Raw genomic sequence first — 12,321 nt, 5'->3', positions numbered from 1 at the left:
CCCGATTCGGAATATTTCACTTTCCTATGCGCTTGCATGAATGTGAGGACGAGAATCCACCGTTCCGCGAATTGAGGAGAACCCATGACTCAGACCACCGCAGCGAGCATACCCGGCTACAAGGCCGGAACCTGGACCATCGACCCGACCCACAGTGAGGTCGGTTTCAGCATCCGCCACCTCATGATCAGCAAGGTCAAGGGCACGTTCGAGAAGTTCGACGCGACCTTCGTTACCGGCGAGAACCCGCTCGACTCCTCCGTCACGGCCACGGCCCAGGTCGTGACGATCGACACCAACCAGGCGGACCGCGACGGCCACCTGCGCACCGGCGATTTCTTCGACGCCGAGACCTATCCGACCATCAGCTTCGTCTCTACCGGCGTGCGTCAGGTCGAGGACGACTTCCTCGTCGACGGCAACCTCACCATCAAGGGCGTCACCAAGCCCGTAACCTTCGACTTCGAGTTCGGCGGCTTCGGCACCGACCCGTACGGCAACTACAAGGCCGGCGCCACGGCGAAGACCGAGGTCACCCGCGCCGACTTCGGCCTCACCTATAACGCGGCCCTTGAGACCGGCGGAATGCTGCTCGGCGAAAAGGTCATCATCACCATCGAACTTCAGGCCGCGCTCAACCAGGCGTAGTCGTCCCCGCGCAGAGGTCTGCGCAGGGTGGACAACAAACACGAGAGGGACCCCACGAGAGTGAGGTCCCTCTCGTGTCGACCTTTGGTCAGGGTACCGACGCGGCCGCTCCGATCCTCTACACCCCGGGGTATTGGTCGTGAATGAGAGACCACGCTGCTCGGGCCGAGCGCAGGCGTTCGGGGCCAGATACGCGGGCGCTCCCTTTCGATCCGACGGGCATATTGTGCACCTCGGACATCATCGGCTATTCGCCCTTGATCTCCTCACGCACCCGTCGTAGGTCCTCCATCAGGGATCCGATCAGGATCCAGTGCTGCGGATGAGGCGTCGCAATGATCAGGGGGGCGGTCAGGGTGGGTGGTTCCTGCGGCAGGCTGACCTGCTGGACGCCGGGGTGGTCCACCTGTTCGGCGAGGAGCCTCAGGTCATGGGCGGCACGGCTCAGCTCGACAGTGATCGCGAGCACCGTGGGCTCGAGGTGCAGGGAATGGTCGTAGTGGTCGCGCAGGGACCGGGTCATGCCGATCGCGCGTGCGACGAGCGAGGTCAGCCGGGCGAAGAGCTCCTCGTCGATGTCGAGGAGACGCCGGTTCACCGCGTGCCGCGGGTTGAGCGTGAGGCTCTCCTCGGCCTGCTTGAGCGCCTGATCCGCCTTGGCGAGCATGGGGCGCAGCAGACGCACCTTAATCATCATCTCTTCGATCTGGCTGGCCTTCTGCGGAAACCGCAGGGCGTCGACGATCCGGTCGAGGGTGTCCGCGATCTCGTACGCAAGTCGGATCACAGCCGCGTGCGCCGGACGAAGAAGCACTGGCGGCACGATCAGGGCGTTGACGAGGAGTGCGGCCGCCGCCCCGATGATGGTTTCGACGATGCGGTCCCGCGCGTACTCAGCCGTCGCCGTGCCGATTGTGAGTAGGAGCATGGCGCTGATCGGAATTTGGCTCGCCGAGCTGGGGGCCAGCCGAAGCGCCCACGCCAGCATGATGCAGAACACGATGGCCAGGAGAACGACCCAGCTGGACTGGCCGAATGCGACACCGACGCCATAGGCGATGATGACCCCGCCGATAACACCCAGGCTGCGTTCGACCGCGCGACCGAGGGTCTGGTTGATGTTCGGCTGCACCACCAGCAGGGCGGCGATCGCGGCGAAGACGGGCAGCTGCTCCGTGTCCAGTAGCAGTTGCGACAGGATCCAGCCGAGGGCGACGGCCACGGATGTCTTCACTGCCTGGAGCAGAGGAATCCGGCTTGTGGATCGCAGCCGGGTGTTGATTCTCACTTGCCTAGGGTAGTCGAATGCGTGGGCGAGTCGTATGCACAGGCTCGTCGGACCGGTGCCGGTGCCGGCGCCATTGAAACCCTGCGTGCTAGGGCAGGTCGTCGTCGGTGCGGGCACCGAACACGATTTCGTCCCAGCTGGGCATCGAGGCCCGCCCGCGCTTGCCATGACCCGACGCTCGCGGAGTCGCGGCCGGTGATTGACCCCCGGCGGCCTGGGCAGACCAGGCGTTGCGGGGGGCCTCGGTCGGCGGGGCGGCGAGAGCCGAGGGAGCGGCGTGGGGTTCCGCGGCGGCCTCGACCGGCTGGTTCACCAGACGGATGCCCGGGGCCGGGCTGGTGCTGGCGGGGTTGCTGTGGCTGGAGTGGCTCTCGACCTGGTTGCTTTCGAAAGCGGCGGCTTCGCGCTCCCCGCGGCGGCGGCGCAGTGACGCCAGCAGGTCGGCCGTCTCGCTCAGGCTCTGCGGCGGTTCGTCGGCGCGCTTGATGGCTGCACGGGACACGGCATCCGTCGTGCCGGCCGACCGGGAATACGGCACCGGGTCCAGAATCGGCGCCGTATCGTGCAACGTCTCCTCGGACAGTGATTCCTTGAAGGTGAAGGCGCCGCTGTCGAAGCGGGACACATCGGCGAGGCTGGTCTCGGCGCCGACGGCCCGCAGCCGCGGGATCAGGGCACCCTTCAGTTCACCCTGCTGCGACAAGGCGATGGCTTCACTGCCGACCGGAGAGAGCGAGTTCTTCTTGGGTTCGAAGCCCCACCGGGCGTCGTGGTCGATGTCATCGGCGGTGAAGGCCAGTTTGACGATCCAGCCGGCGCCGGGTTCCTTCCAGCTGGCCCAGCGCTCGTTCGTGGCGCCGAGCGAGGCCAGACGCTCACGGATGACGGTGCCGAAGGTGGCGCCGCCCTCGATCGGGTCGAGGTCGATGGCGGTGTGCACCGGCACGCTCAGCGCGCAGGAGACCATGTAGTCGCGTTCGGCGACGACCGGGCCCTCGAAGCGGCGCACAAAATCGAGGGACGCACCCGTGACCGCGACGACGTCCTCGGCGGACATGCCGGCACGGATGTGCGCCTGCACTTCCCGGGGACTCAGCTTCGGCCCCGACGCTGGTTCCACCTGGGCCTGGCGAAGCCGGGACTGGAGAACTTCGTCGATGGGGATCCTGAATCGGTCTCCCTCTTCAGACGCTGCGAGCAACGCACCGCTCTCGACTCCAATAACTTTCAATTCCTGCATGTTGAAAGCCCTTTCGCCATCACTAGTGCGCCTAAGACTGCCATGTAAAGAGTGAATCTTCGGGGAATACGCCGGGCGTGCCGCAAGTTGATGACTGTGCCGAGCAAATGACGCGGCGTGTAGTTTGCTATTCCGCCCGGATTGTTGGAAACTATGGCCGCCGAAATCCTTTCTCGGCGTAACTGAATGGATGGGTATGGCAACCGATTACGACGCACCACGGAAGACCGAAGACGACTCAGAGTCGATTGAGGCCCTCAAGGAGCGCGTACCCGACAAGATGTCCGGTGTCGTAGATGTCGACGACTCGGACAACCCCGGTGGTTTCGACCTTCCCGGCGCTGATCTGTCCGACCTCGACCTCGATGTCGTCGTTCTGCCTCCGCAGGCGGACGAGTTCACCTGCGTGGAGTGCTTCCTGGTGAAGCACCGTTCGCAGATGTCGCACGAGACCAAGCTCGGCCTGGTATGCCTGGAGTGCGACTCCTAAACGCGCTCAATCATGTGATGCTGGCCGTCGCGATCCATTGATCGCGGCGGCCAATTTCTGTGGGCGCCGCGTCGACACCAGCCAATACGGCGCCGGATCCGTCGCATCCACGATCGGGATTCGCACGACGGGCCGAATCCACCCGCGGATGAGCAGCCAGGCCCGGGCGTCGAGCCGTTGGCCACGTTCCAGGGCGGCCTCATCTCCGTCGAAGGGCAAAACCTCGCCGACCAGATCGATCGATATGCTCGCGCGCCCGGCGGTGAGCTCACCGCCCCGCACCTGCACCACCGGTGCCGACAAGAGCAGCGCCAGAACGCAAGCGGCGTACAGACCGGCGGCCAGCAGCACCCCGGCCAGCATCGAAATCGGTGCGAACACGAGGATGCTGGCAGGAATGATGAGCGCAGTCGCCACATAAGGTGCGGGAGAGGCCCAGAGTTTTTCGCGATATTCAGGCATGGGTCTATTCGATCAGACTTCTGCACTAGCCTCGACACGTGGCAGAAAGCGTCGAAGTCCTGATTACCGCGTCCATCTTCCCGAGCTACGCGCACCCGGGTGACGCGGGAGCGGACCTTCATTCCTCCCAGGCTCTAGTCTTGGCCCCCGGCGAACGAGCACTGGTCGGCACGGGCGTGGCGATCGCCCTGCCCGACGGTTTCGCGGCATTCGTCGTGCCCCGCAGCGGTCTCGCGTCCAAGCACGGCATCACGATCGTGAACGCGCCGGGCACCGTCGACGCCGGGTATCGTGGCGAGATCAAGGTGACGCTGCTTAACACCGACCAGACCACGCCCCATGCGATCGCGATCGGCGACCGCATCGCCCAGATCATCATCATGCCCGTCAGTCGGGCCACGTTTATTCCCGTGGATCGGCTGCCCGGCAGCCAGCGCGGGGTTGGCGGATTCGGGTCCACCGGCCTGAGCCGGAACATCAGCACGGGCACCTCAACGTCAGGAGACAACCAGTGAGCGACACCGCGAACCCGGAGGAGAACCCGGACGAGACGGCCAAGTCGGCGCCGGGCGATCGTGCGACCGAGGGTCCCCTCGACGAAGCCGAAGCCAACCCGGTGCGGCCCTACGTGGACCTCGGCGGGGTCAAGATCCTCCCGCGTGAGGGGCTTCACCTACGGTTGGAGATCGAAGAGGGCAGCAAGCGGGTCGTGGCGATCGGGCTCGACTACGCCGGCTCCACCCTCCAGGTACAGCCGTTCGCCGCGCCCCGCTCAAGTGGCCTGTGGAACGAAATCCGCGCCCAGATCGCCGATCAGATCGGCAAGCAGGGCGGAACGACGACTCTGCGCGAAGGCCCGTTCGGCCCCGAATTGGTGGCCGAGATCCCCGTGGCCGCGGGTCAGGGATCCGACGGAACGAGCAGGCTGGCCCGCTTCATCGGAGTCGACGGCCCGCGCTGGTTCCTGCGCGGCGTGATTGCCGGCGAGGGTGCCATCAACACCGACGCCGCGACCGAGATCGAAAACCTGTTCCGCAGCATCGTCGTGGTGCGCGGATCCGCCCCGATGCCGCCGCGTGACCTCATTCCGCTGCGGATGCCGGCCACTCCCGCCACTGCGGCCGAGCCGGGCCAGTCCTGAAGAACGCCGGAATGACGGACGCACCACTCCCCGATGAGGCCCGCGAGCCCGACGCATCAGAGAACGCGCCTGACTCGCCCGTGCCGGCCGCGTTCGCCGACGGCATGGCGGCGGCGGCCCGGCGGGCCGGCTTCACGCCGGCGGCCGAGGGTGATCCGATCAGCGGGCGCGCCCTGCTGGCCGCGATGGGCGGCATCCGTGGACTGGTCGAGGCCCTGCTGCCCGGACTCGTCTTCCTGATCACCTACACCTTCACCCGGCAGTTTTTTCCCGAGCAGTCGCTGGTGCTGTCCCTTGTTGTGCCGGTGCTGATCGGCGTCGTTTTCATCGTTCTGCGCCGGATTAGCCGCCAAACGGTGACGCCTGCCGTCGGCGGCCTGGTGGCACTGATCGTCAGCGCCGTGCTCGCTCTGTTCACTGGCCGCGCCGAAGACTTCTTTTTGCCCGGATTCTGGACCAATGGACTGTACGGCGGAGCCCTCTTCATCTCGGCGGTCGTCGGCTGGCCGCTGATCGGGCTGGCTGTCGGATTCCTGATGGGCGAGGGAATCGCCTGGCGGTCGAACCGGTCCAGGCGTCGGGTGCTGACCATTCTCACGCTCTGCTGGGCGGGCTTGTTCGCCCTGCGCCTGGCTGTTCAGCTTCCCCTCTACTACTCCGGAAACGTGGAGTGGCTCGGCGCCGTCAAGCTCCTGATGGGGATTCCGCTCTACGCGCCACTCCTGGTGATCTCGTGGCTGGTGGTCCGGGCGGTCTACCGCGCCGACGAGCGGGAGACCGACGACGCAGCGGGTCGCCGGCCCGAATAAATTCACCGCGATTCCGCGACACCCGCCGGAAATAGGCGCGGGAAACGCGGTGGCACCGCTAGAGTTATCTCTACGTCAAGATAGTTCGGCGTTGGACATCGTCCGCACGTGGCATCCGCCGGTTAGGTTACCCTTGCTGGCAGGGGCAGGCGTCTGGTCGTCAGGATTGAGGATTGCGGACGGTTTCGCCGTCGGTTTCCACGAAGGAGAGGGCATCGTGTCGGCGCTTAATAATGCGGTCGTAAACAGTTTTGGAGCCAAGGACACCCTGCGGGTCGGGTCGACGGACTACGAGGTCTTTCGTCTCGACGCGGTAACGGGCTACGAGAGGCTTCCGTTCAGCCTGAAAGTGCTGCTGGAGAACCTCCTTCGCACCGAGGACGGCGCCAACATCACCGAGGCCCACATTCGCGCCCTGGGTGAGTGGGTCCCAACGGCGGAACCCGACACCGAGATCCAGTTCACCCCTGGCCGCGTCGTTATGCAGGACTTCACCGGCGTGCCGTGCATCGTCGACCTCGCCACCATGCGCGAGGCCGTCGCCGAACTCGGCGGCGACCCGAAGAAGATCAACCCGCTGGCTCCGGCCGAGCTGGTCATCGACCACTCCGTCATCGCCGACCTGTTCGGAACCGCGGATGCCCTCGAGCGCAACGTGGAGATCGAGTACGAGCGCAATGGTGAGCGGTACCAGTTCCTGCGCTGGGGCCAGACCGCGTTCAACGATTTCAAGGTCGTGCCGCCCGGAACCGGCATTGTGCACCAGGTCAACCTGGAGTATCTGGCCCGCGTCACGATGACCCGCACCGTGCCGGACGCGGAGGGCAACGACGTGCTTCAGGCCTACCCCGACACCTGCGTGGGAACCGACTCGCACACGACCATGGTCAACGGCCTCGGCGTGCTCGCCTGGGGTGTGGGCGGCATCGAAGCCGAGGCAGCCATGCTCGGCCAGTCCATCTCGATGCTCATTCCCAAGGTGGTCGGCTTCAAGCTCAACGGCTCCATCCCGACCGGCGTCACCGCGACGGATGTCGTGCTCACCATCACCCAGATTCTGCGCAAGCACGGCGTGGTCGGTAAGTTCGTCGAGTTCTACGGCGCGGGTGTCTCGCAGGTTCCGCTGGCCAACCGGGCCACGATCGGCAACATGAGCCCGGAGTTCGGATCCACGGCCGCGATGTTCCCGATCGACGACGTCACCCTCGACTACCTGCGCCTGACGGGTCGCAGCGACGAGCAGGTTGCACTCGTCGAGGCCTACTCGAAGCTGCAGGGCCTGTGGCACGATGCCGACAAGGAGCCCGTCTTCAGCGAGTACCTCGAGCTCGACCTGGGCACCGTCGTGCCGTCGATTGCCGGCCCGAAGCGCCCGCAAGACCGCGTCATCCTCACCGAGGCGAAGTCGCAGTTCGAACTTGACCTGCAGAGCTACGCGACGCAGGACTGGACTGTTGTGGACGCGGCCGTCGAGGCCTCTTTCCCTGCTTCAGACCCGATCGGCTTCACCGCCGAGGACGAGAACCTTGACCACAAGGCCTCACACAACCACGTGAGCCACGCTCCGATCAGCGTGTCCAGGCCCGTCGCGATCACCACGCAAGACGGCGCGAACTACACGCTCGACCACGGAGCGGTCGCTGTCGCGGCCATCACCTCGTGCACGAACACGTCCAATCCGAGTGTCATGCTCGCCGCGGGCCTGCTCGCCCGAAACGCCGTCAGGAAGGGCCTCACGAGCAAGCCGTGGGTCAAGACCACCCTGGCTCCGGGCTCGAAGGTCGTCACCGACTACTACGAGAAGGCCGGCCTCACCGGCGACCTCGAGGCCCTCGGCTTCTACACCGTCGGCTACGGCTGCACGGTCTGCATCGGCAACACCGGCCCGCTCATCGACGAGGTCACGACCGCGATCAACGACAACGACCTGGCCGTCACCGCGGTGCTCTCAGGCAACCGCAACTTCGAGGGTCGGATCAGCCCCGACGTCAAGATGAACTACTTGGCCAGCCCGCCGCTGGTCATCGCTTACGCCCTCGCAGGCTCGATGAACTTCGACTTCGAGACGGATGCGCTCGGCATCGGCAGCGACGGCAACGAGGTGTTCCTCAAGGACATCTGGCCCGACTCCGCCGAGGTGCAGTCCACGATCGACGGCTCGATCGACACCGGCATGTTCACGAAGCAGTACGGCCATGTCTTCGAGGGCGACGAGCGCTGGCGCGGCCTGCCGACACCGGACAGCGAGGTCTTCGAGTGGGACCCTGAGTCCACGTATGTGCGGAAGCCCCCATACTTCGACGGCATGACCATGGAGACCACCCCGGTGGTCGACATTGTCGGTGCCCGTGTGCTGGCCAAACTGGGCGACTCGGTCACGACCGACCACATCAGCCCTGCTGGTTCGATCAAGGCCGATAGCCCGGCCGGCGCCTACCTGCTGGAGCACGGCGTCGAACGGGGCGACTTCAACTCCTACGGCTCGCGCCGCGGCAACCACGAGATCATGATCCGCGGCACATTCGCGAACATCCGTCTCCGCAACCAGCTGCTGGACGGAGTCGAGGGTGGCTACACCCGCGACTTCACCGTTGACGGGGCTCCGCAGGCGTTCATCTATGACGCTTCGCAGAACTACCAGGCCGCCGGCACGCCGCTGGTCATCTTCGGTGGCAAGGAATACGGTTCGGGTTCGTCCCGCGACTGGGCCGCGAAGGGCACCAGCCTCCTCGGGGTGAAGGCCGTCATCACGGAGAGCTTCGAACGCATCCACCGTTCGAACCTGATCGGGATGGGCGTCGTGCCTCTGCAGTTCCCGGCCGGCCAGAGCTGGGCGTCACTTGGACTGGACGGCACGGAGGTCGTCACAATCGAGGGTCTCGTCGAGCTGAACAGCGGGGTCACCCCGAAGACGGTGCGCGTCACGGCGGCGCCGAGTGCGCAGTCTGCCGCCGGCAAGGCCACAGTCGAGTTCGACGCGGTCGTCCGCATCGACACCCCGGGTGAGGCCGATTACTACCGCAACGGCGGCATCCTGCAGTACGTCCTGCGTTCGCTGGTCGCCTAGCACGCAGGAGCCTTTAGGCCAGCTACCGAAACCGGCGCGTAGACTCGGCTTGACCGAATCTATGCGCCGGTTTTCTGGTGGCGGATAGCGCAACGTGAAAGGTGTTATCGATGGCGCTACTGGACACGATCTTCGGGCCGAGAGATCTGGATCGCCTCTCGATGGAACAGCTCGTCCAGCTCGCGGCCGAGGTGCGGGCGTTCCTCGTTCGGGAAGTCTCCAAGACCGGCGGGCACCTTGGTCCCAACCTCGGCGTGGTCGAGCTGACCATCGCTTTGCACCGGGTCTTCGAATCCCCGCGTGACGCCATTGTCTTCGATACCGGACATCAGGCCTACGTGCACAAGCTGCTCACCGGGCGCCAGGACTTCAGCCTCCTCCGCCAGGCCGGCGGCCTGGCCGGCTACCCGCAGCGGCGCGAGTCCGAGCACGACATCGTGGAGAGTTCCCACGCCTCCAGCTCGTTGTCCTGGGCTGACGGCATCTCCCGAGCCTTCGAGATGACCGGGCAGAGCGACCGCCATGTGATCGCGGTCGTCGGCGACGGCTCCCTGACCGGGGGCATGACCTGGGAAGCCCTCAACAACATCAGCGACGACAACACCCGTCGCCTGATCATCATCGTGAATGACAACGGCCGCTCCTACGCGCCCACCATCGGCGGCATGGCCCGCTTCCTGAACACCGTGCGCACCCGACAGGCGTACCACAGTGCCTATCTGACCAGCCGTCAGGCCTTCGAACGGATGGGCGCGCCCGCCCGGGCGTTCTTCCGCGGCGTGCGCGGCGGCATGCACGGCTTCCTCGCCCGGTTCTCCAACAACGAGGCGCTCTACTCCAACCTCGACATCAAGTACATCGGTCCGATCGACGGCCACGACATGGCGGCGATGGTCGAGGCGCTCCATCAGGCCAAGGGCTACGGCGCGCCGGTGATCGTGCACGCGATCACCCAGAAGGGTAAGGGATACGACCCGGCCGTTCAGGACACCGCCGACCAGTTCCATGCGGTCGGCCAGATCGACCCGGAAACAGGGGAGTCCACCGAATCCGCCGGCGCACCCTCCTGGACGTCGGTGTTCGCCGACGAGCTGCTGCGCCTTGCCACACTCGATCCGAAGATCGTGGGCATCACCGCGGCCATGCTCCGTCCCACCGGCCTGCACAAGATGGCCGAGAGATTCCCCGCCCGGGTGCACGACGTGGGCATCGCCGAGCAGCACGCCGTCACCAGTGCCGCCGGCCTCGCCTTCGGCGGTCTGCACCCGGTCGTCGCGCTCTACGCCACCTTCATCAACCGAGCGTTCGACCAAGTCCTGATGGATGTCGCCCTGCACAAGGCCGGCGTCACATTCGTGCTCGACCGGGCCGGGGTGACCGGGCCCGACGGTCCCAGCCATCACGGCATCTGGGACCTGGCGATCCTCCAGGTCGTCCCCGGGATCCGCCTCGCGGCACCTCGGGACTCGGTGCGCCTGGCAGAGGAGCTCGAAGAGGCCGTGGCCGTCGACGACGCGCCCACTGTGCTGCGCTTTCCCAAGGGCAGCGTGAGCGCCCCAATCGACGCCGTGCGCCGCCTGGGCGACGGCGTAGACGTACTCTTGGAATCAGCCCAGAAAGACGTGCTGATCGTCACCGTCGGGCCGATGGCCACGATCGGTCTCGATGTGGCGGACCGGCTCGCAGCCCAGGGCATCGGAGCCACCGTCGTCGACCCGCGCTGGGTCGTCCCGGTACCGCGGAGCATCGTGGCCCTGGCCGCGGAGTACCGCATCGTCGTGACCATCGAGGACGGCGTCCGGGTCGGCGGCGTCGGCACCCGTGTCCGTCAAGATCTGCGTGAAGCCGGCGTGGACACGGCGGTCACCGAACTGGGGCTGCCCGACGAATTCCTCGACCACGGCACCCGCGCCGAGATCCTCGACCGTGTTGGGCTGACCCCGCAGCGCATCGCCCGCGATGTCGTCGCAATGGTGCTCGGCAGCAAGATCCCGCATGCGCGGCCCCTGCCGGCGGACCGCGCCGACACCGCCAGCATCCCGGCAAACCTTCAGCACGACTAGGTGATTCCCGATCGAATGGTTGTGTCGTTTCCGGAAGGCTGGGGCTGAGACCACCGCGTGATCGCTGTTCATCACAGGCGGGGTGCCGTGCCCGGCGTCGAGCCAATTCGACGGAGATTCTGGGGGAAAACCGCTTTCTCGGGGGTTTGTGGGCCAAATCCGGCAGAATCTCGGCTCCCCTGCTGTATCCGTGGGTGTTTCGGAGCGCCTTAACGGCCGCACGCCGCTTCCTGTCTAGGTTTCTGACTGTCAAAGGAAAGAAACTTTATAGGCGGGAAAACGGCGTGCGGTCTCTAACTTTATGGCGGACTTTGCTCGGTGTCGACAAGACAGTGGTCGAGGACGTTGATCTCGACCTCGTAGCGGGCGTTTTTGTTGCGTCGGTTCGGCTGACCAGGTCGATGCGGCNATCTCGACCTCGTAGCGGGCGTTTTTGTTGCGTCGGTGCGACTGACCAGGTCGATGCGGAACCGGTGCGGGAGCTGCCAGAAACGCTGCCCGCGCTACGACGAGGGGGCGGGGCGCCGCCGGTGGCGGGGATTGGATTTCGGCTCGACCCGGGTCTTTCTGGAGGCGGATGCCCCGCGGGTGTCGTGCCGGGAGCACGGTGTGATCGTGGCTGCGGTGCCATGGGCCAGGCACCAGGCCGGCCACACGCATCACTTTGACTCTCAGGTCGCGTGGCTGGCCACGCAGACGTCTAAGGCCGCGGTCACCGTGTTGATGCGGATCGCGTGGCGGACGGTCGGGGCGATCATCACCCGGGTGTGGGCTGACACGGAAGAGCTCCATGATCCCTTCGCCGGGCTCACCCGGATCGGGATCGATGAGGTCTCCTTCAAGCGCGGCCGGAAGTTCTTGACTGTGGTCGTGGACCACGATTCGGGGCGCCTGGTCTGGGCTGCACCCGGCCAGGATAAGGCCACCCTGGGCACGTTCTTCGATGCGCTCGGCGCGGAACGATCCGCTCTGATCACGCATGTTTCCGCGGATGGGGCTGCGTGGATCGCGTCTGTCGTCGCAGCACGCTGCCCGAACGCAGTCCGCTGCGCGGACCCGTTCCACGTCGTGAAGTGGGCCACGGAAGCCCTCGACGAAGTCCGCAAGGCCGCC

10 protein-coding genes and 1 pseudogene are annotated in these 12,321 nt (G+C 65.8%); 8 read left to right on the top strand and 3 right to left on the bottom strand.

Features of this window, described 5'->3' with window-relative positions; all coding sequences use genetic code 11:
• Window positions 1–84: 84 nt before the first annotated feature.
• Window positions 85–648, top strand: a complete 564-nt coding sequence (locus tag E3O54_RS10880; RefSeq protein WP_104099603.1) for a YceI family protein — start codon at window positions 85–87, stop codon at window positions 646–648.
• Between the two features lie 247 nt (window positions 649–895).
• Here E3O54_RS10880 and E3O54_RS10875 read toward each other — a convergent pair whose 3' ends face one another.
• Together E3O54_RS10875 and sepH are read right to left on the bottom strand one after the other, a co-directional pair.
• On the bottom strand, window positions 896–1,936 hold the full coding sequence (locus E3O54_RS10875; RefSeq protein ID WP_166785109.1) for an aromatic acid exporter family protein: 1,041 nt from the start codon (window positions 1,934–1,936) through the stop codon (window positions 896–898).
• Window positions 1,937–2,024: 88 nt separating this feature from the next.
• Window positions 2,025–3,176: a septation protein SepH gene (gene sepH / locus E3O54_RS10870; protein WP_134401581.1), complete on the bottom strand. Its 1,152-nt coding sequence runs from the start codon at window positions 3,174–3,176 to the stop codon at window positions 2,025–2,027.
• 196 nt (window positions 3,177–3,372) lie between these two features.
• Between sepH and E3O54_RS10865 the strand changes: the two genes are divergently transcribed.
• Window positions 3,373–3,666: a DUF4193 domain-containing protein gene (locus E3O54_RS10865; protein WP_104099606.1), complete on the top strand. Its 294-nt coding sequence runs from the start codon at window positions 3,373–3,375 to the stop codon at window positions 3,664–3,666.
• Window positions 3,667–3,672: 6 nt separating this feature from the next.
• On the opposite strand, the gene E3O54_RS10860 is transcribed toward E3O54_RS10865, so the two are convergent.
• A complete protein-coding gene (locus E3O54_RS10860; RefSeq protein WP_104099607.1) occupies window positions 3,673–4,128 on the bottom strand; it encodes a DUF3093 domain-containing protein in 456 nt (151 codons plus the stop codon).
• A gap of 38 nt (window positions 4,129–4,166) precedes the next feature.
• On the opposite strand from E3O54_RS10860, the gene dut reads away from it, so the two are divergent.
• From dut to E3O54_RS10830, 6 genes and pseudogenes are all read left to right on the top strand, one after another.
• Window positions 4,167–4,643, top strand: coding sequence for a dUTP diphosphatase (dut, locus tag E3O54_RS10855; protein ID WP_134401580.1), 477 nt, complete (start codon window positions 4,167–4,169; stop codon window positions 4,641–4,643).
• Window positions 4,640–5,269 carry a DUF3710 domain-containing protein gene (locus E3O54_RS10850; protein WP_104099609.1) on the top strand — a complete coding sequence of 210 codons (630 nt, stop codon included), beginning with the start codon at window positions 4,640–4,642 and terminating at the stop codon, window positions 5,267–5,269. The genes dut and E3O54_RS10850 overlap by 4 nt, the downstream gene beginning before the upstream one ends.
• A gap of 11 nt (window positions 5,270–5,280) precedes the next feature.
• Complete coding sequence (locus E3O54_RS10845) at window positions 5,281–6,078, top strand: DUF3159 domain-containing protein (RefSeq protein ID WP_134401579.1); 798 nt, start codon at window positions 5,281–5,283, stop codon at window positions 6,076–6,078.
• Between the two features lie 217 nt (window positions 6,079–6,295).
• Window positions 6,296–9,145 (top strand): aconitate hydratase AcnA, encoded by a 2,850-nt coding sequence (gene acnA / locus E3O54_RS10840; RefSeq protein WP_104099628.1) that lies wholly within the window; start codon window positions 6,296–6,298, stop codon window positions 9,143–9,145.
• A 110-nt stretch (window positions 9,146–9,255) separates the two neighbouring features.
• Window positions 9,256–11,208 carry a 1-deoxy-D-xylulose-5-phosphate synthase gene (gene dxs, locus E3O54_RS10835; protein ID WP_104169735.1) on the top strand — a complete coding sequence of 651 codons (1,953 nt, stop codon included), beginning with the start codon at window positions 9,256–9,258 and terminating at the stop codon, window positions 11,206–11,208.
• A 284-nt stretch (window positions 11,209–11,492) separates the two neighbouring features.
• Window positions 11,493–12,321: pseudogene (locus tag E3O54_RS10830) on the top strand (transposase); the annotation flags it as partial.

The organism is Cryobacterium sp. TMT2-4 (genome assembly GCF_004402575.1).
Classification (GTDB): domain Bacteria; phylum Actinomycetota; class Actinomycetes; order Actinomycetales; family Microbacteriaceae; genus Cryobacterium; species Cryobacterium sandaracinum.
Note: the sequence above shows the minus strand (reverse complement) of the source record. Positions and strands in the feature narration are given on the sequence as shown.